The sequence below is a fragment of the Flavobacterium foetidum genome, from assembly GCF_004634245.1.
Lineage (GTDB): Bacteria > Bacteroidota > Bacteroidia > Flavobacteriales > Flavobacteriaceae > Flavobacterium > Flavobacterium foetidum.
Genome location: NZ_SJTF01000013.1, coordinates 127,843 through 149,835 on the forward strand (window position 1 = coordinate 127,843; position 21,993 = coordinate 149,835).

At 37.7% G+C, this 21,993-nt stretch carries 11 protein-coding genes; all 11 read right to left on the minus strand.

What is annotated here, in order from left to right:
• Window positions 1-20 precede the first annotated feature (20 nt).
• Window positions 21-602 carry a Holliday junction branch migration protein RuvA gene (gene ruvA, locus E0W73_RS16625; RefSeq protein ID WP_135223170.1) on the minus strand — a complete coding sequence of 194 codons (582 nt, stop codon included), beginning with the start codon at window positions 600-602 and terminating at the stop codon, window positions 21-23.
• Window positions 603-681: 79 nt separating this feature from the next.
• Entirely contained in the window at window positions 682-2,973 is a 2,292-nt protein-coding gene (locus tag E0W73_RS16630; RefSeq protein WP_135223171.1) for an NADP-dependent malic enzyme, read from the minus strand.
• A gap of 155 nt (window positions 2,974-3,128) precedes the next feature.
• The gene (locus E0W73_RS16635; RefSeq protein WP_135223172.1) at window positions 3,129-3,554 is read right to left on the minus strand and encodes a CBS domain-containing protein; all 426 of its coding nucleotides are present in this window, start codon (window positions 3,552-3,554) and stop codon (window positions 3,129-3,131) included.
• Window positions 3,555-3,816: 262 nt separating this feature from the next.
• Window positions 3,817-5,829, minus strand: a complete 2,013-nt coding sequence (locus E0W73_RS16640) for an OmpA family protein (protein WP_135223173.1) — start codon at window positions 5,827-5,829, stop codon at window positions 3,817-3,819.
• Between the two features lie 11 nt (window positions 5,830-5,840).
• Entirely contained in the window at window positions 5,841-6,752 is a 912-nt protein-coding gene (locus E0W73_RS16645) for a PorP/SprF family type IX secretion system membrane protein (protein WP_135223174.1), read from the minus strand.
• Window positions 6,753-6,802: 50 nt separating this feature from the next.
• On the minus strand, window positions 6,803-15,010 hold the full coding sequence (locus E0W73_RS16650) for a T9SS type B sorting domain-containing protein (protein ID WP_135223175.1): 8,208 nt from the start codon (window positions 15,008-15,010) through the stop codon (window positions 6,803-6,805).
• 524 nt (window positions 15,011-15,534) lie between these two features.
• Window positions 15,535-16,461 carry a tRNA epoxyqueuosine(34) reductase QueG gene (gene queG, locus E0W73_RS16655; RefSeq protein WP_135223176.1) on the minus strand — a complete coding sequence of 309 codons (927 nt, stop codon included), beginning with the start codon at window positions 16,459-16,461 and terminating at the stop codon, window positions 15,535-15,537.
• Complete coding sequence (locus E0W73_RS16660) at window positions 16,458-17,804, minus strand: cytochrome P450 (protein ID WP_135223177.1); 1,347 nt, start codon at window positions 17,802-17,804, stop codon at window positions 16,458-16,460. The genes queG and E0W73_RS16660 overlap by 4 nt, the downstream gene beginning before the upstream one ends.
• A 12-nt stretch (window positions 17,805-17,816) precedes the next feature.
• Window positions 17,817-18,842, minus strand: coding sequence for a Holliday junction branch migration DNA helicase RuvB (gene ruvB / locus E0W73_RS16665; RefSeq protein WP_135223178.1), 1,026 nt, complete (start codon window positions 18,840-18,842; stop codon window positions 17,817-17,819).
• 108 nt (window positions 18,843-18,950) lie between these two features.
• A complete protein-coding gene (locus E0W73_RS16670; RefSeq protein WP_135223179.1) occupies window positions 18,951-20,753 on the minus strand; it encodes a cytochrome c oxidase subunit I in 1,803 nt (600 codons plus the stop codon).
• A gap of 29 nt (window positions 20,754-20,782) precedes the next feature.
• Window positions 20,783-21,976, minus strand: a complete 1,194-nt coding sequence (locus E0W73_RS16675; RefSeq protein WP_135223180.1) for a cytochrome c oxidase subunit II — start codon at window positions 21,974-21,976, stop codon at window positions 20,783-20,785.
• Window positions 21,977-21,993 lie beyond the last annotated feature (17 nt).

A 21,993-nucleotide genomic window follows, 5' to 3' on the forward strand; every position in this document is an offset into this window, starting at 1 on the left:
TTCTTTAATATAAAATGATTTTACAGGCTCTTTAAAGCTTTTTTGATAATAGTTTCGACAGTAGCTTCTGGATCTTCCCTAACAATTCGTTCTACCACTTTTTCAGAAGCTTTACGCACAAATCCTAGAACTTCTAGAGCAGATAACGCTTCATCTTTATTTCTATTGTTCTGAACCGCTAAAACTTCGTCTAAATCGTATAATTTAACAACTTTTTCTTTTAAATCCAAGATCACTCTTTGTGCTGTTTTGTTTCCAATTCCTTTTATAGACTGGATAACAGCGACATCCCCAGAAGCAATTGCATTAATAATATGCTTTGGCTCTATTGACGAAAGCATGGTTCTAGCTATACCAGCCCCGATTCCTGAAACTGATAATAACATTCTGAAAATTTCTCGTTCTGACTTTTCGGCAAAACCATACAAAGTATGCGCATCTTCTTTTATTTGAAGATGCGTATACAATTTTATGTAATCAGAATTTGGAATCAATGAGAAAGTATGAAGTGAAATATTCACCTGATAACCAACACCTCCACAATCAATTACAACTTCTGTTGGATTTTTTTCAACTAACTTTCCCTGCAAATGCGCTATCATAAGTATAATTTATCAGTTCCAAATATATAACAAAAATGTAATAATATTACGTCAATATTATTAACTGTTGCAGATTGATTTATTGAGCTTGTTTATTTTTTTTATTCTCTTTTTCCTGAGCGTCAATAACGGCAATTGCTGCCATATTAACCATCTCCTCTACGCTTGCTCCGAGTTGGAAAATGTGAACTGGTTTGCTCATTCCCATCATAATAGGTCCGATAGAATTTACTTTATACAACTCTTTAAGAAGCTTATAAGTAATATTCGCAGCTTCTAGATTTGAAAATATCAAAGTATTCACCTTTTTGCCTGCCAATTTAGAAAATGGAAATTTTTCCTGAAGCATTTCTGAATTTAGGGCAAAGTCAGCCTGAATTTCACCATCTACGACCATATCCGGATGATTTTTATGCAAATACGCTACCGCTTCTCTAACTTTGGCTGCATTTTGATGCGTTGATGAACCAAAGTTTGAGTACGAAACCATAGCGATTACTGGCTCGATTCCGAACATTTTAGCTGTTTTTGCCGTCATAAGTGCAATATTCACTAAATCTTCTGAAGACGGATTAATATTTATAGCTGTATCAGACAAGAACATCGGTCCACGTGAAGTGAGCATCATATTGGCAGTTGCAACCAATGAAGCTCCAGATGCTTTAGGAATCAGTTGAAGCATTGGCTTTACAACACTCGGATAACTTCTTGAATGACCTGTTACCAAAGCATCTGCTTCTCCTTCATTTACCATCATAGCTGCAAAGTAATTTCGTTCGCGCATGAATTTTTCAGCATCAAGCTTAGAAACTCCCCTGCGTTCTCTTGACTCCCAGAATGACTGAGCAAAACGGTTCCGTCTCGCTTCTTCCTCGTTTGTTTTCGGATCAATTATCTCCAAAACAGCATCAAAACCTAATTCTGTTTTTAATTCTAAGATAGTTTCTTTGTTTCCTAATAAAATTGGAAGACCAATTCCGTCTTCATAAACGATCTGCGCCGCTTTTAAAACATTCAACTGATCAGCCTCAGCAAAAACAACTTTTTTAGGGTCTAATTTAGCTCGGTTTGTAATCAAACGCACCATTTTATTATCGTTACCCATGCGTTCGCGAAGTGCATCTTCATAGGCTGTCCAGTCGGTAATAGGATTTTTTGCAACACCAGATTCCATTGCTGCTTTTGCAACTGCAGGTGCGACAACGGTAATCAATCGAGGATCGAACGGCTTAGGAATTATATATTCTTGCCCAAAACCAAGTTTTGTCGCTCCATAAGCTACGTTAACCTGTTCCGGAACGGGTTCTTTTGCCAAAATAGCTAATGCTTTTACAGCAGCCATTTTCATTTCTTCGTTAATTTTTCTAGCACGAACATCTAATGCTCCTCTAAAAATATAAGGGAAGCCTAAAACATTATTTACTTGATTAGGAAAATCTGAGCGTCCCGTAGCCATAATAACATCTTTACGAGTTTCAACAGCTAGATTATAATCGATTTCTGGATTAGGATTTGCCATCGCAAAAACAATCGGACTTTTCGCCATTGTAAGCAACATCTCTGGTGAAAGAATATTTCCAGAAGACAATCCGATAAAGACATCTGCACCTTTTACGGCTTCTGCCAATTCGATTTTTTCTCCATTAACTGCATATTTCAGTTGCAGTTCTGATAGCGAGGGATTATCTTTTGTTAAAAGCCCTTTACTGTTAAACATTAAGATGTTTTCAACTTTTACTCCTAAGGAGACATACAAATCTGTACAGGCTATTGCAGCAGATCCTGCTCCCGACACTACCATTTTTACATCTTCAGCTTTTTTTCCTGCCAATTCAAGCGCATTGATTAAGGCAGCTGAAGAAATAATTGCCGTTCCGTGCTGATCATCGTGCATTACGGGAATATCCAACTCTTCGATTAACCTTCTTTCGATTTCAAAAGATTCTGGTGCTTTAATGTCTTCAAGGTTAATACCTCCAAAGGTTGGAGCAATATTTTTTACAGTCTGAATAAATTCTTCAACATTTTTTGTATCTACTTCGATGTCAAAAACATCGATATCAGAGAATATTTTAAACAATAGACCTTTTCCTTCCATTACAGGTTTTCCTGCTTCTGGACCAATATCACCAAGACCTAATACGGCTGTACCATTTGAAATTACGGCAACTAAATTACCTTTTGCTGTATATTTATAGACGTCTTCGATGTTTTCTGCAATTGCTAAACAAGGTTCTGCAACTCCCGGCGAATAAGCCAGCGATAAGTCTCTCTGAGTTGCATATTTTTTTGTTGGAACTACCTGAATTTTTCCTGGAGTTGGCTCTGCGTGGTACAGTAATGCCTCTCTTTTTTTACTCTCTTTGTTCATTATTTTAGCTTTTATTCTAGCTTACAAAGATATAAGTCTTCGTTTAAAATGGCATCGTTTTGCAATTTTCTTTTCTTAAAATTATATTTAAAACTCCGCAAAAAAATAGTCCAGACAATCTGGACTATTCATAATAATGTATCTTTTGAGTTTTCTTATTGAGAAATATAAGAATTTAGATGATTTATAGTGTCTTTTTGTGATTCTATAATTGCTTTGACCACATCGCTGATAGAAATAATTCCAACCACGATTTCATTATCAATAACCGGCAAATGTCTTATTCTATTGGTGCTCATTAACTCCATGCAAGAATCTAGATTGTCTGACAAAGTTATTGTTATTACATTTTTTTCCATGATTTCATGAACAAAGGTCTCTTTGGATGATTTGTCTTTCAAAACAATTTTTCTGGCATAATCCCGTTCCGAAAGTATTCCTTTTAAATTGTTGTCGTCTATTACCAAAATTGCTCCTATGTTTTTTTCGCCCATCACTTTCAAAGCCTCGTAAACAGTATTTGTTGAAAGTACTGAATAAACATTTTTCCCTTTTGTGTTTAAAATTTGTTCTGCCGTCATATCTGAAAAATTTTGAATCCTATAAAGTTATAAAAAATTGATTACAATGTTTGGTTATTCTCTTTTTTATGATACGCAACTCATTCATTTTAAACATTATAAAACATAATTCAGCTTTTTGAATTTTTCTTGTAATGAAGCTGTTATTTTACGAAGCTTTTTTATCGAAAATACATCAATTTGATTTTTTTGAGATTTAATTCATAAAAAAACCTCTACTGTTTTTCAGAAGAGGTCTTTGATTCTTAATGTTATAAATAAATTACAAACTCACAATTATAAATTCGCTTCGTCTGTTCTGCATGTGTTCTTTTTCAGTGCATTGCACTCCGTCTGCACATTTGTTCACCAATTGCGTTTCTCCATATCCTTTGGCTGTTAAACGACTTGAATCTATCCCATTTTTTACCAACCAGTCTTTGGTTGACTGCGCTCTCTTGTCGGACAAAATCTGGTTGCTTGCAGCTGATGACCTACTGTCTGTATGAGAACGGATATCTAGTTTTATTGTTGAATATTCCTTTAAAACTGCGACTAGCTTATTTAACTGAGGTTCAGATGTCTTTTTGATTGTAGCTTTATTAAGATCAAAGAAATTCATCGGAAGCTTGAGTACTTTTGCTAAATCTGTACCCACTTTTATAGGTCCGATATTTACTGGTTTGGCACCATTTTTTTTTATTTCGATAGTTTTCGCTGCAATCGGCTTAAACATTTTATTCATGTTAATGACAATTGCTGTACTTCCGTTTTCTCTTTTTAGGCTTAGTTGCACTTCTTTTATACCGTATTCATTTTTAGAAGATCGGATGGAGTATTTTCTACCACATTTTATTTTTGGGAAAATAAAATTTCCTTTTTCGTCAGAAATGATAGACTGTAAGGCATTAAGCTTTTCATCAAACAAAATTAAAGCGGCGCCGTTAAGTGTTTCAGTAGATTCTGCATCTACAACTGTTCCGGTTATATCTTGTTCGCAGATTAATCGTTTAGTCTCTGTAAATCGATAAATGTCGTCTAGTCCTTGTCCGTTTTCTCTGTTTGAAGAGAAAAAACCATTTCTGTTTTTGCTGTCAATAATAAAAGCAAAATCATCTTGCCTGCTGTTGATCGGTTCACCAACATTCTGAATTTCATCCAGCGGTTCGTTATCTTTTATCTTTGCAACGAAAACATCCAATCCACCTAATCCTGGACGTCCGTCTGAAGCAAAATAAAGTTCATTATCTCCTGAGATGAATGGGAACGTTTCTCTTCCTTCTGTATTAATTGCATTACCAAGATTTTCGGGAGCTCCAAAAGTTCCGTCTGCATTTATTTTTACTTTATACAAGTCTGACTGCCCTATAGTTCCTGGCATGTCTGAAACAAAATAAAGTGTCTTTTCGTCTAAACTTAACGCCGGATGTGCAGTGCTGTACTGATTGCTGTTAAAGGGAAGTTCTTTTACATTTCCCCATTCACCATTAATCAGTTCAGCTTTATAAAGTTTCAGAAGAGTCACTTTTTTATCATTTCTTCCTCTTTTTCCGTTAATAAAGTTATTTCGCGTAAAATACATTACACGTCCATCTTTTGTAAAAACAGGAGTCGATTCATTAAATTTCCTGTTTTCATTTTTAAGAAAAAGAATTGGCTTTCCCACGCTTCCATCTGGCATGAGAGCGGCTGTGTATAATTTAGAGAACGATTTGTTTGTCCATCGAAAACTTGCTTTTGCAATTCCGCCAGTATCTCTCGCAGACGTAAATACAATTTTATTGTTTAAGACAATACTTCCGTATTCTGAATAAGGTGAATTGATTCCGGCATCGGCAATTTGAAAACGACCTGAATTCAACTTAATTTCGTCTAAATAATTTTTATCATTTTGAATTAAAGATGCTCGTTTTTCTGATGCCGCTTTCTGATTGAATCTTTCTAAAACCTCATTGGCTTTGTTATAATTTCCAGCAGATTTAAGACACTGCGCATATCGGTACAAACATTCAGATTCTTGATTTTCATTGATTTTAAACAACTCTTCGTACCATTTTAGTGCATTTGAAAAATCACCAATGAAATAATAGGAATTAGCCAATCTTTGAACCGACCTTTCGTCTTTTTCATTTTTACTCAACAGAGCTTCATATGCTTTTATGGCATCTGCATAAGCATAATCCTCGTATTTTTTATCAGCCGATTTTAGTCCTAAGCTCGAAAAAGCATTCTGAGCATTCAGAGTAGAAAAAACACCGACTAACAATAAAAAAAGCGTAATTATTTTGATTTTCATAGCTTATCGAATTAAAAAAATCTTGGGGAAATCATTTTATTATACTTATTGAAAAACTCAAATCTTAAGAAAATTTCATGTGAACCAGAATTGTATTTTCTTAACTGAGTTGTTTCATGATCGTAACCATAACCTAAATACAATCCGTTTGTAATTTGAAATCCGGCCATGGCACTTACAGAAGCACTCCAGCGGTAAGCTAGACCTAGAACAAATTTGTCGTTGAACATAAAGTTTCCTGAAACATCTACTTGCAAGGGGGCGCCTTCTACCATTTTAGTCATTAAGGCAGGCTTAAACTTAACATACTGCAATCGATCCAGATTGAATACATATCCTGCGATTAAGTAATAATTGATCTTTTCTTTAAAAATAGCTGTATCGTCATTGTTGTAACGATTGGTTTCTATAAAATTAGGTACCGACAAACCTACATAAGCACGATCGGAGTGCCAGTAAACTCCTGCTCCAATATTGGGCGTGATTTTATTGTCTAAGTTCTGAAACTGCGGATCGTCCTGATTCTCGAAACTTAGTTTGTTGACATCAAGATTGAACATATTTGCTGTTGCCTTAATCCCAAAAGACAAATCAAAACTTTCTGAAGTAGGAACTGTATAAGAGAAATCTGCAGACAAAGTATTTTCGTTTGTTGGTCCGATTTTATCATTTACCAACGAAACCCCCAGTCCTAATCTGTTATTATTAAGAGGAGTATTTACAGAAAATGTGCTGGTTTCTGGTGCACCGTCAAGACCTACCCATTGTGTACGATACAAACCAAAAACGCTCAAAGCTCCCCTTGAACCCGCATATGCAGGATTGATTTCGATTGTATTATACATGTATTGTGTAAACTGAGCGTCTTGCTGAGCGCTACACCAAACAGAAAAAAACATAAAAACTAAAACTAATTTTTTCATTTCGAAAGCTTTATAAGCGGTCCAGCATTAAACTGAACCGCATATTATTTTTATTTATTAATGTATAAGTAACCTGATTGTTCGTGCGGTTTTGAGCTGCTGTCTTTATATTTTAAAATGTAGAAATAAGTTCCTACCGGCAGACCGTCTGTTTGTTTGATTGTAGTTCTTCCTTCTGAAAATCCAACAAAGACGCGGTCTTCGTTGTTGTAGCGATTCATATTGAAAACCAAAACTCCCCAGCGGTTATAAATTTCAACTGTATTATCAGGATAACATTCAATGCCCTGGATGTAGAATCTTGCATTTTTAGCATCGCCGTTTGGAGAGAAAGCGTTAAACACTTTGATTACACATCCATTTAATTCAAGAACAGTTGGCTTATCTCCATTAATAGTCGAATCATCCGACAGGTCTTCAACCATTACTCCTCTAGCACTGTTTCCTGAAACACTCGCCTGATTGGTTATGCTTCCGCGATTAATATCCTCTTGTGTTATTTTGTAAACTGCAGTAAAATTGGAGTCGTTCGATTCGTTTACATCCAAATCGATTGGGCTTCCGCTTACTACTACACCTGTTAGCGGATCTTTTAATGTAATTCCTTTTAACGGAACATTTCCTGTATTGGTTACTGTAAATTTGTATGTAATAGTTTCTCCTGAATTTGCAAAGCCGCTTGCGTTTTCATCATTAAACAATGCAGTTTTTACGACGGCAATCGCTGGTACTTCAACAAAAACATTTACTACTGCCGTTGCACAGTTAAGTGAATTTACTTTATCGCACACCTCATAGGTAAGTGTATAATTTCCTCCCGGAGTATTTGGTTTAACATTTACGGTTCCATCTGTATTCCATTCAAAATATGCATTTGGAGTTAAGGTTGAAACTTTAACAGTGGCAGGATTTATCGGTTGTCCGTTGATTAAATCATTATCTAAAACATTTACAAACTCAAGCGCACCATTAATTCCGTCAACACTTATATTAGTATCGTTAACCAAAGTAATCTGGTTCGGTTTTGATGGTCCATTGCTAGTTATAACTACTACCTTAACTATAGCTTCTGTACAGTTCGAAGGATTCAGTTTCTCACAGATCGTATATTCCAGTTCATAAGTCCCGGCCGGAGGATTCGCTCCAAGCGTTACGGTTCCGTCTGCATTCAGCGTCAGGTATCCTTTCGCATCTGGCGTCGAAGTTGTCAGCGTTACGTCTGAGGGAACCAATGGAAGTCCGTTTTTCGTGTCATTGTCGAATACGTTAACGCTCAAAGTCTGTGGATTGTTTGTTCCGATGACAGACGGAATAGCATCTGTATTTGCTACAAGATTGCCAGCGCTCACCTGTACTACTGAAACCACCGTATCGCAGTTTGTCGGATTCGTGATTTCGCAGATGCTGTATTCCACATTGTAGTGTCCTGACGGAGTGTTCGGAGCAACCGTAACCGTTCCGTCCGCATTCAGCGTCAATCCTGGCGGAACCGTGATTCCGGTCAGTTTGACCTGTCCAGCAGAAGTTCCGATTACAACCGGATTTCCGTTCAAGGTGTCGTTTTCTGTCAATGAGCCTGTTGTGCCGCCTGTGTTTCCGTTGATTGAGACAGTTGTTTCTGTTACCGCATCAATAATTGGCATTCCTACCGTTACACTTACGGTATTCGAGCTGCAGTTCGAAGGATTCAGCTTCTCACAGATTGTATATGCCAGTTCATAAGTTCCGGCCGGAGGATTCGCTCCAAGCGTTACGGTTCCGTCTGGATTCAGCGTCAGGTATCCTTTCGCATCTGGCGTCGAAGTTGTCAGCGTTACATCTGAAGGAACCAGTGGAAGTCCGTTTTTCGTGTCATTGTCGAATACGTTAACGCCCAAAGTCTGTGGATTGCTTGTTCCGATGACAGACGGAATAGCATCTGTATTTGCCACTAGATTTCCTGCGCTCACCTGTACTACAGAAACTACCGTATCGCAGTTCGACGGATTCGTGATTTCGCAGATGCTGTATTCCACATTGTAGTTTCCTGACGGAGTGTTCGGAGCAACCGTCACAGTTCCGTCCGCATTCAGCGTCAATCCTGACGGAACATTGATTCCGGTCAGTTTGACCTGCCCGGCAGAAGTTCCGATTACCACCGGATTTCCGTTCAACGTATCATTTGCTGCCAATGAGGCTGTTGTTCCGCCTGTGTTTCCGTTGACTGAGGCAGTTGTTTCGGTTACAGCATCGATAATTGGCATTCCTACTATCACACTTACGGTATTCGAGCTGCAGTTCGAAGGATTCAGCTTCTCACAGATTGTATATGTCAATTCATAAGTTCCAGCCGGAGGATTCGCTCCAAGCGTTACGGTTCCGTCTGGATTCAGCGTCAGGTATCCTTTCGGGTCTGGCGTCGAAGTTGTCAGCGTTACATCTGAAGGAACCAGTGGAAGTCCGTTTTTCGTGTCATTGTCGAATACGTTAACGCCCAAAGTCTGTGGATTGCTTGTTCCGATGACAGACGGAATAGCATCTGTATTTGCCACAAGATTGCCCGCGCTCACCTGTACCACAGAAGTCGCCGTATCACAGTTTGTCGGATTGGTAATCTCGCAGATGCTGTATTCCACATTGTAGTTTCCTGACGGAGTGTTCGGAGCAACCGTAACCGTTCCGTCCGCATTCAGCGTCAATCCTGACGGAACATTGATTTCAGTCAGTTTGACCTGTCCAGCAGAAGTCCCGATTACCACCGGATTTCCGTTCAGCGTGTCATTAGTTGTCAATGGAGCAGTAGTTCCGCCTGTGTTTCCGTTGATTGAAACTGTCGTTTCTGTTACGGCGTCAATTGTCGGTGCGCCTACTGTTACGATAGAAACCACCGTATCACAGTTTGTCGAATTCGTGATTTCGCAGATGCTGTATTCCACATTGTAGTTTCCTGACGTAGTGTTCGGAGCAACCGTAACCGTTCCGTCCGCATTCAGCGTCAATCCTGACGGAACATTGATTTCAGTCAGTTTGACCTGTCCAGCAGAAGTTCCGATTACAACCGGATTTCCGTTCAAGGTGTCGTTTTCTGTCAATGAGCCTGTTGTGCCACCTGTGTTTCCGTTGATTGATGCTGTAGTTTCGGTTACGGCGTCAATTGTCGGTACGCCTACTGTTATGATAGAAGTCGCCGTATCACAGTTTGTCGGATTGGTAATCTCGCAGATGCTGTATTCCACATTGTAGTTTCCTGACGGAGTGTTCGGAGCAACCGTAACCGTTCCGTCCGCATTCAGCGTCAATCCTGACGGAACATTGATTTCAGTCAGTTTGACCTGTCCAGCAGAAGTCCCGATTACCACCGGATTTCCGTTCAGCGTGTCATTAGTTGTCAATGGAGCAGTAGTTCCGCCTGTGTTTCCGTTGATTGAAACTGTCGTTTCTGTTACGGCGTCAATTGTCGGTGCGCCTACTGTTACGATAGAAACCACCGTATCACAGTTTGTCGGATTCGTGATTTCGCAGATGCTGTATTCCACATTGTAGTTTCCTGACGGAGTGTTCGGCGCAACCGTAACCGTTCCGTCCGCATTCAGCGTCAATCCTGGCGGAACCGTGATTCCGGTCAGTTTGACCTGTCCAGCAGAAGTCCCGATTACCACCGGATTTCCGTTCAGGGTATCGTTTGCTGTCAATGAGGCTGTGTTTCCGCCTGTGTTGCCGTTGATTGAGGCAGTTGTTTCGGTTACGGCGTCAATAGCTGGAGCAACGACTGTCACAACAGAAATAGTTGTATCGCAGTTCGCAGGAACACTTCCAACTTCACAAATTGTATATTCTACATTATAGTTTCCTGTTGGAGTATTTGGAGCGATTGTTACAGTACCATTGGCATTTAAAGTCAAACCTATTGGCAAGGAACCTGTACTATTGAGAGTAACTTCACCTGGATTAGCACCTATTACAACTATATTTCCATTTAAAGTATCATTTGCTGTTAAGGAGACTGTTGTGCCACCAGTATTCCCATTGATTGAGGCTGTAGTTTCGGTTACTGCATCGATAGCTCGTTTAACCGTAACAGTTGCTTGAGCCGTGTCACAATTTCCAGAATTTAAACCTGTTTCACATAATTGATAAGTAATACTATAAGTCCCTGAAACAGTATTAGGAGCAAGAGTTAACACTCCATCAGAATCTATGCTTAAAGGACCATTGGTTACGGGTGTAACATCTGTATTTGATGATGTAACCGCAATACCATCTAAAGTATCATTTGTAGTAATATTTCCAACAGTTGTTGAGCTTATTGTTCCAGGTGTTTGAACAGCAAAAGTATTATCATCATTAGCACAAATTTCAGAATTAATTGTAACTGCTGCTGAGCTGGAAGATGTACATCCATTAAATGTTGAACTTACTGTATAAGTACCTTTTTGTGCTGTTATTACTCCTGTTGACGTATTTAATGACGCGCCAGAAGGAGTTATGTTATACGTATATGAAGAATTGTAATTTGTTATAGCAAAACTTCCTGTTGATGTCCCGCAAATTGGTTGTGTAATGATACTCAATAATGGCGTTGCAGGTGTGGCCTTGGGAGCGGCAGTTCCTGAACCTGCAGCGCTCGTGCATCCGTTTACAGTCGCAGTAACCGTATAAGTTCCCGCTGTAGAAACCGTGATGCTTGACGTTGATGCTCCCGTGCTCCATAAAAGAGTTCCTGAAGCCGTAGTCGACAAGGTAGAGGTGCCGTCACAGTTGTCCACTACCGTCACAATAGGTGTTGCAGGTGTGGCATTTACTGCAACATTTACTACGTTACTAGTAGAAAAACACCCTGTAGTGGCGTTAGTTCCTATCACATAATAGCCATTAGCTCCTGCTAATCCGGTCCAAGATAAAGAAGCTCCTGTACCCGCTTTTGCAGATTGAACCGCTGTATTACTGGAATTATATAATTGATAATTAATTCCTGTCACCGAAGTGCCGGATGTTATAGCACCGTTATTTCCTGGAGAAGCACAAATTGTACTTCCGGTTAAAGATAATGCTGTCGGATTTGATACTGTTAAAGTAGCACTGTTTGAACTTACATTTCCACAAATAAAATCTGATTGCGTAATTAAAGCTCTATATCTATAATTGTTCATTGAACATGTTATAGCGGTCAGACTTAAATTTGCTGTATTAACATTAGAATAAGTACTTCCATTTGTAATCGCATTCCAAGAAGCTCCATTATCTGTACTAACCTGCCATTGATATTGTGTAGTTCCTGAGCCACCAGAGACAGCAACCGAAAAAGATGCCGTACCTGTAGCAGAAGCTGTCTGATTTGACGGATGTGTACCAACTGTACTTGCTGTTCCTGGAGAAAGCGGATTTACATAAGATCCAGAATAAGTTGCCGCCTGAACTGTCCCGTTTGAATTGACTACTGGTGTACCAGTACCATAAACCCCTCCATCGTTTCCATCAGCAGTTCTTGAGTTGTAATATTCGTTTGCATCTGAACAAGAATCTCCATCAGAATCCAAGTCGAGCTGATTTGGAATTCCGTCCCCATCGCGATCACAAGCATATTCAGAGCGAAGTGATAAAACCTGTTTTCTACTAACCGTTCCTGTCCTAGATCCTGTAATTCCAAACACAAATTCACCTGTAGTATAAGAAGTGAAAGATGCTTGATATGCATAAGTAAGGTCGGTTTCTGAAGCATTTATACCTGGTATTAAGGTTGGCCTAAAGCTATTAAATCCAGTAGGCCCCCCAGACATAAAGCCAAGGTTGCTTAGATTAGATCCAACAATCAAATATTCAGGATTTAAAGAAGAAGAATATCCTCCAACATCGCCCAATTCATTACCCGAACCTGTTCCGTTTCCATCAAGATCTGCTACTGTTACCCATAATTTCCCTATTGGAGCTGGCGCACCAAGAGGGTTTCCTGCTGTAGCAGACCCAGATCTCACCATAGTCATCGAGTAAGTAACATACGGATTTTCATTCGGTATAGCATCACTTAATTGTAAAGTCCCTGCTGGTGATGCAGTAGTAATATCCAACTTTCCTGTGGGAACCTGCATTGAAAGAATTTTGATAACCATATCATAAGTAACTCCCAAATAATTCACGGCATTGCTCTTCAACAGATAATCCCCGACATTTATATTTGATGCAGAGCCTGAGCCCGATAAAAATGTAAGGCCGTCAATAGCAATATTTGTTGTAGAGGCAGGACATTCTACGGTATCCAAAATCCCATCATTATCATCATCTAAATCAGCTACATCAGCGACTCCATCATTATCACTATCAACATTAACCGTAAAAGAAACATCGGAAGTTGTCGCTCCACAGGCACCATTTCCTGCAAGAGTGTATCTTACAGTTACTCTCGTATCAATTGAAACATTTGCAGGTGTATATGTATTTCCTGAAATGGAACCTCCACCCGAGACAATACTCCAGGTCCCTCCTGAAATATTTGCCGTTAATGATTTAGTTGTACATTCACAGATTGATGTTGTTGATGTCGTATTTTGGACATCGCGAACATAATTTACTAAAAATGTTGCGTCGGCAGAACTGGCAGTGCCACAGCTTCCTGCCGATCGGGTGTATCTAACCGTTACATTTGTGTCTGCGGCAATATTAGCCGGTGTGTAAACATTTCCAGAAATAGTTCCTCCTCCCGCAACAATGCTCCAAGTTCCTCCTATAGGTGAGCCAACTAAAGTTTTAGTCCCAGTTTCACAGATGGCTGCTGTTGATGTTGTGTTTGATGACGGTGAATCAATAGTAATCTTCACTACATTACTAATATCCTGACAACCAGAAGAAATTGCCACACGTCTATAATAAGTTGTCGCAGTAATTGCAGGTGGATCATAACTTTCTGTTGTTACTCCGATCGAATTAAAAGCTATATTATCTAAACTGCTTTGCCACTGATACGTTATCACACCAGTTCCTCCTCCAGCCGTAGAACCAACAATGTTTGCCGCATTGCCAGACGTTCCACAAAAAGCTGTTGTCCCCGGTGCTGTAATGGTATTATTCGTTATTGGTGTATACACATTGTAAGTAATAGTAGAACTATTAGATGTTTTACCATAGGTATCATTGAATGTATAGTTTATGGCTATTGGTCCTACGATTGAAGCATCTATCGGATTAAAAGTAACTCTTCCTGTTGCAGCATCATAGGTAAATGTACCTTTATTAGCCACAGTAAATGAATTTTGGATACCTGTTGTTGATGGATCTAAATCTACAGATGCCTTATTTGTTGTTCCAAGAGTATTTACTGTTCCGTTATCATTCGATGTAATATCTCCAGATGTAGCCGATGCGCCTTTACAGCCAACAAAAGTATCTGCATTTGCGACAGGCGTCAGTAAGGTAGACGAATCGACACTTATATCTAAATTCCTTATTTCATGATAATTGTTTGAACCTCCTGTAGATGAGGTCAAAGCAAATTTAAGATTTGGCGGACTCGCTGTTGTGTAAGCGTAATTGTTTATAATGGTCGTTGAAGTGCTTCCATTAGTGACACTTACCGTAATAAAAAATCCTCCCATCGAGCGCGGACTAAGTTTTATATTTACTTTTCTAAATCCGGCACTGGCCGAAGTTGTCGCAGCACGGTTACCACCAGCAACATTAAAACCTGGTGACAAAGATGTGGTCTGCGAATGTGTTAAATAAGGATAACCTGTAGTTCCAGATCCTTGTCCTCGTAAAGTTATATTGCTTGGCAGCATTCCAGCACCATTAAGCTTACCTTCATTATTAGCCGAAAAATTTCCGTATTCATCTATACCAATTCCCAGATAACCGCCTGGAAATCCTGTTTCAGTATTACGTTGCGCGTATCCAAGAGAACCTCCAAAAGCTCCAGGAACAACGGAGGCAACGGTAGCATCAAACAATACAAAAGCAATTCCGTCAGCGCCATTTCCTCCATAAGTATAATATTCAAATGAAATATTTAAACCGTAAGCTGATGGAAAAGCATATGAATCTGACCATATTATGCCTTTTTGATTACCGTTATTATTGGTAAGCCTTAAATATCCATTGCCATTTACATCAATACTCGGTGCCGTTAAAAAAGCTGTTGGAGTACCCCCAAAAGAAATACCCGGAGCCGTCGTATTTTTAAATGATTCAGAGTAAGGAAATTGTGCCCTAGTCTGTGTAGAGATAAAAAATAATGAAAGAAGAAAGATTAGTCTAAATAAATTAATCTTTTCGAAAGTAGAGTTAAGCATAGACAACTTGAGTTTGTGGAACAATTATAGTTGAGGCAAAAAAAACGTTACGATTTATCTGCTTAAAGTTGAAATACGAAAAAAGAAAATGATTGGATTTTGCTAATGCAGAAAAAATCTTAAAAAGATTTTTAGATAAAGAGATAAGCGTTTGGACCATGGTCATGTCAGGTTCAAGACTCAATGCTGCGTCTAGGTTAAATTAATGTAGTTTTGGAGCAGCGAAAATATACAAAGCCCTAATTACTAGCTACATTACTCGATAAACGACATGGAAAAACGTCAAAGTGCAGTTTTCTTTGCGTAAAATTAATTCAGTAATAGCCTACTTTTAAGAATATTACAATAAAACAACAGAAAATTCTTAAAAAATTATGCAATCCTTATTAAATTAAAGAAAATATGTAAAAAGAAAAAATAATCTTACACGCAACCATTCAGATTTATTTATTTGGAATGTATTTGAAAGATATTATTTACGGAAGAAACATTTCGATAAGCGAAACTTAATTATAATAAAAAATCTATTCCAAAAATTTAATATTTCGCTTTAAACCATCAAATTTGGTTCTTTTAATTGGAGAATTTTTAAATACAGCCCGAAAAGTTTCCTCTGTAATTTCTGTCCAGTCTTTTTTTGTAAAAGATAACAGTTCAGGATTAGGATTAAATAAAGGCTCAGAATGTGCTTTAGAAAACCTGTTCCAAGGACAAACGTCTTGACACGTATCGCAGCCAAACATCCATTCATCAAATTTTCCTTTCATTTCATAAGGAATGTTTTCTTTTAACTCGATTGTGTAATATGAAATACATTTACTTCCGTCAACAACATAGGGCGCAACAATCGCTTGAGTTGGACACGCATCTATACAAGCTGTACAGGTGCCACAATGATCTGTAACTGCATGGTCATGTTCTAATTCTAAATCAAGAATTAATTCTGCAATAAAGTAGAAAGAGCCAACTTTCTGGGTCAGTAGATTACTGTTTTTCCCAATCCAGCCCAAACCGCTTTTTGCAGCCCAAGCTTTATCTAGAACTGGAGCCGAATCGACAAAAGCGCGCCCAGAAACTTCGCCAATATTCTCTTGAATCGAATGAAGAAACTCCTTAAGTTTTTCTTTTATTACAAAATGATAATCCTGCCCGTAAGCATATTTAGAAATCTTAAAACTCTCTTCGTTTTGAGAGACCGAAGGATAGTAATTAAGGAGAAGAGAAACCACACTTTTGGCATCGTCGACCAGCAAGGTAGGATCAAGCCTCTTGTCAAAATGGTTCTCCATATACGACATCTGTCCGTTATAATTTTGATTCAACCACTTTTCTAAACGAGGAGCTTCAGCTTCTAAAAATCCTGCCTTAGAAATACCACAAGAAATAAAACCAAGTCGCTTAGCTTCTTCTTTTATAAATTTTGAATATATTTCTTTTGAATTAATACTCATCTTTTAGAAAATGAAACTTCAACGTTGACTGGTTTTAAAGTCACCAGCGGATTAAATTCTACAGAAGAGTTCTTAGATTTAATTGTATATTTTTTTACAATCTGTGAAATTGCCAAGCACATTTCATAGATTGCAAATCCGCTGCCAATACACATTCTTGGTCCAGCTCCAAAAGGATAAAAATAAGACATTGATTTCTTCCTCTGCTCTCCAAGAAATCTTTCTGGTATAAATTCATCTGGTCTTTCCCAGTACTTCGGATTTCGATGTAATTCATAAAAAGAAACACCAATCAAAGTATCTTTTTTGATATTATAATGAATAAGAGAATCATCATCAACATTTTGTCGATCTGTTATCCATGCTGGAGGATATAAACGCATAGATTCATTTAGTACCGCATTGGTATACACCATTTTTTGAAGCTGTTCAATTATATCAGCAGTTTCTGCCTCGATTCCTGTTATCTCCTCAAAAATTTTCTGCTGCACTTCGGGATTGTTTCCTAAAAAATGCAGCGTAAAAGTCAAGGCATTAGCAGTTGTTTCATGTCCAGCAATAAAAAGCACCTTAATTTCATCTATCAACTGTTTCATCGACATTGCTTCACCCGTATCCTCGTAACGGGTTTCCATAAGCATATTCAATAAATCATTGAATTCTTCATTAGAACCGTTTCTTCCTTCAATAATTTCTTGAATAATAGCATTGTTTTCCTCCGCTAGTTTTAAATGTTTTCGGACTTGTCCGCTTAACGAAAACCAAAATGCTTTATGGGGAAGCCGGATTTCCTTAACTAAAAATTTTTGAACCTCCTCAATTATAAATTTTATTCTGTGAAGTTTCTCTTCGGAGATAGAAAACTCAAATAATGATTTAGCTACGACATTAAATGCTAACTCACTCATTGCTGGAAAAACATCGAAAAATTGATTTTCTTTTAAATTACTGATTTCCGAAGTAATTGTTTTGTTCATATTATCAACCAGTATATTCATTTTTTGTCTATGAAATGCTGGCTGAATAAGTCTTCTTTGTTTTAACCAAAAATCTCCGTCACTGGTCAAAAGACCTTTTCCTAAATATTTGGAAAGATATACAGACTGAAATTTAGATTTGTTGTAGTTTCTTTGATTTTTAACCAAAATGTATTGTGCTACTTCATTATCTCTTGATAAAATGATATATCTTGATAAGCCAATCCTAATAGAAAACGAATCTCCCAACTTATCAAAGTACCTCTTATGAAAAGGAATAGGATTTTTTCGCACTCCTTCTGCATCCAAAAAAAATCTGATTATGGATAATTTAGAAGGATAATTATATTTTTTATCTCTTGGCATAAAAAATAAGATTTAGAACAAACCGCCTTGTATAATATTGGTGTTTACCTTGCCAAGATGTTTGTACGCCTTATCCGTTACTTCACGACCACGTGGAGTCCGCATGATAAAACCTTCCTGAATTAGAAAAGGCTCGTAGACTTCTTCAATAGTCTCACTACTTTCAGAAACAGCAGTAGCCAATGTTGATAATCCAACCGGACCACCTTTAAACTTATTGATAATCGTCAACAAAATTTTATTATCCATCTCATCCAATCCGTGAGCATCCACATTTAAGGCTTTTAAGGCATAACGAGCAATTTCTAAATCTATAGTTCCATTTCCTTTTATTTGAGCAAAATCTCTTACTCGTCGCAATAAGGCATTCGCTATACGAGGGGTTCCTCTACTACGGCCAGCGATTTCAATTGCTGCATCCAAATCAATTGGCATTTTCAAAATAGAGCTGCTTCGCTCAACTATAGTAGTTAGAAGCTCAGTTGTATAATATTGCAAACGAGAAGATATTCCGAAACGAGCACGCATTGGGGCGGTTAACAATCCTGAACGGGTCGTTGCGCCGATTAAAGTAAACGGATTTAAATTAATCTGAACAGTTCTTGCATTCGGACCCGATTCAATCATGATGTCGATCTTGAAATCCTCCATTGCAGAATATAAATATTCTTCAACAACAGGGCTTAGTCTATGAATCTCATCAATAAACAAAACATCTCTTTCGTCTAGATTTGTAAGAAGTCCAGCCAAATCACCTGGCTTATCCAACACGGGACCTGATGTAATTTTGATTCCTACCTGAAGTTCATTTGCCAAAATATTAGCCAATGTAGTTTTTCCAAGACCTGGAGGGCCATGAAATAAAGCGTGGTCAAGTGCTTCTCCACGTTGATTTGCCGCTGCGACAAACACTTTTAAATTTTCTAAAACCTGATCTTGCCCGGCAAAATCATCAAATGACAGCGGACGCAGTCTTTTCTCAAGATCTAATTCTTCAGAATTATAACCTTTTGTAGTGGGATCTAGATTCTCATTCATCCTGCAAAGATATATAAACTTATCAGTTAGAAAAAGAGTAATACCATCAGATACATTAATTTTAACGTAACAAAAAAGGCTGCCAAAAACTGACAGCCTTAAATATTTTTAGTGGTGTAAAACCTGTTCTCCCTCTTTCATTGGTACATTTTGCGGTACAAAATCTACATCATGATTTGGGTTACTGTAGTCATACGGCCAACGGTATACATGAGGAATTTCACCTGGCCAGTTACCATGAATATGTTCTACTGGAGTAGTCCACTCTAAAGTAGTAGATCTCCATGGGTTTTGAACTGCTTTCTTACCGTAGAAAATACTAACAAAGAAATTATACAAGAATACTAATTGGAACGCACCTCCTACAAGAGCAAATGTTGTAATTAATACGTTAACATTTTGTAAATCGTCAAATAACGGGAAGTTAGTGTTTGTATAGTAACGTCTTGGAAGACCAGCTAATCCGATAAAGTGCATTGGGAAGAAAACTCCATAAGCACAAACTGCTGTTATCCAGAAGTGAATGTAACCTAAGTTTTTATTCAACATTCTTCCGTACATTTTAGGGAACCAGTGGTAGATACCAGCAAACATTCCGTAAAGAGCAGAGATACCCATTACTAAGTGGAAGTGAGCAATTACGAAGTATGTATCGTGAACGTTGATATCTAAAGTACTATCTCCCAAAATGATTCCTGTTAAACCTCCAGTGATGAAAGTTGAAACCATTCCGATTGAGAACAACATTGCAGGGTTGAACTGTAAGTTACCTTTCCATAAAGTTGTAATCCAGTTGAACGCTTTTACAGCAGACGGAATCGCAATCAATAAAGTTGTAAATGTAAATACAGATCCTAAGAAAGGATTCATACCTGAAATAAACATGTGGTGACCCCAAACGATAGTAGACAAAAATGCAATTGCAAGAACTGACATAATCATCGCTCTATAACCAAAAATCGGTTTACGAGAGTTTGTAGCCATAATTTCAGATACAAGACCCATCGCTGGCAAAATTACGATATAAACCTCTGGGTGTCCTAAGAACCAGAATAAGTGCTCAAACAATACTGGAGACCCTCCTTGGTAGTGTAAAACCTCTCCTGCGATATAAATATCTGACAAGAAGAATGAAGTACCGAAGCTTCTATCAAAAATTAATAATAAAGCCGCTGACAATAATACTGGGAATGAAATAACACCAATAATAGCTGTTACGAAAAATGTCCAGATTGTAAGAGGAAGTCTTGTCATAGACATTCCTTTAGTTCTTAAGTTAAGAACCGTAACAATGTAATTTAAAGATCCCATCAAAGAAGATGCAATGAAAATAGCCATAGATACCAACCATAAAGTCATACCCGTTCCAGAACCTGGAATTGCTTGTGGTAAAGCACTTAATGGAGGATAGATTGTCCAACCTGCAGAAGCTGGTCCAGCTTCAACAAATAAAGAACATAACATTACTACTGCTGATAAGAAAAACAACCAGTACGAAATCATATTCATGAATCCAGAAGCCATATCTCGGGCTCCAATCTGAAGTGGAATAAGTAAATTACTAAATGTTCCACTCAATCCAGCAGTCAGTACGAAGAATACCATGATGGTACCGTGAATTGTAACTAAAGCCAGATAAATATCATTTGCCATTACACCGTCTGGTGCAAATTTATCTCCTAATAAAACATTAAATATCTTGAAAGACTCTTCCGGCCACGCTAATTGCATTCTAAATAACAAAGACATCGCAATACCGATTACTCCCATTACAATACCTGTAATCAAATATTGTTTAGCAATCATTTTGTGGTCTATACTAAAAATGTATTTAGTAATAAACGTGTCTTTATGATGATGTTCGTGCTCGTGATCGTGTCCGTGATCGTGATCGTGCGCTTCTGCTGACATATATGTGTACTTTAAATTTTCTAAATTAATTATTTCATAGCAACTTTAGCTACTGCAGCTTTTACAGTATCAACAACTGCTTTTACTGTATCTTCTACTTTTTTAGCCGTACTGTCACCAGTTGGAGCAGCACCTTCTGCTGGTTTTTCAGCTGCTGCAGCTGCTTTAATATCCTGAGCTAAAGTAGTTTTTTCGCTTAACCATTTTTTATAATCCTCTGGAGTATCAACCACAACTTTCATTTGCATATTGTAGTGAGAAGCTCCACAGATTTTATTACATAATAATAAATAATCAAATGTGTAAGGATCTAAAGCTGTACCGCCTTTCGCAACTAATTCCACACTTTTTTCTGCTCTCAATTTATTAATTTTCGCTACTTTTTCAACCATAAATGGAAGCTCTCTGTACTCAGCAGTAGTGTAAGTAGGAACAAAAGCAAATTCAGTAACCATACCAGGAACACAGTTCATCTGTGCTCTAAAGTGAGGAAAGTAAGCAGAGTGCAAAACATCCTGAGAACGCATTTTGAAGTGAACTTTTTTACCTTTAGGAATGTGTAACTCAGAAACTACAATATCATCTTCAGAGTTTTTATCAGACATATCAACTCCTAAAGTATTTACACCTTCAATTAATCTTACGTTAGCTTTTCCTAAAGTATTATCTGCTCCAGCATATCTTGCTGTCCATTTAAATTGCTGAGCGTATAACTCAATTTCGATAACATCTTCATCTTTGTCAACAAACATAATATTGTTCCAAGCGTATAATCCATAAAGAATTAAACAAGCTAAAACAACAGATGGAATAATACTCCAAATAGCTTCTAATTTATTACTATCAGCAAAAAATAGTGCTTTTCTGTCTTTATGTCCTCTGTTTTTAAAAGAAAACCAATATAATAATCCTTGTGTGATAACTTGAACTGTAAAAATTAACACCCAAGTAATATTCATCAAATTATCTACTAACAATCCATGCTCCGAAGCTGGAGTATGAAGAGCAAGATTTCCCCATTTTAGTAAACCATATATTGTGAAGATATAGATGAAAGCTAAAAAGCCAAATAAAATATATCCCTGAATATTATTATCATTATCAGATGCTATCTGAGAGTCGTCCGTAGTAGATCCCACCTGAGTAAGATCAAATATCTTGGTCAACTGCCATAAAGCAATCGCTAATAAAACTAAAACTATAATTACCAACAAACTTGTCATCTGTTTACTTCTTTAAA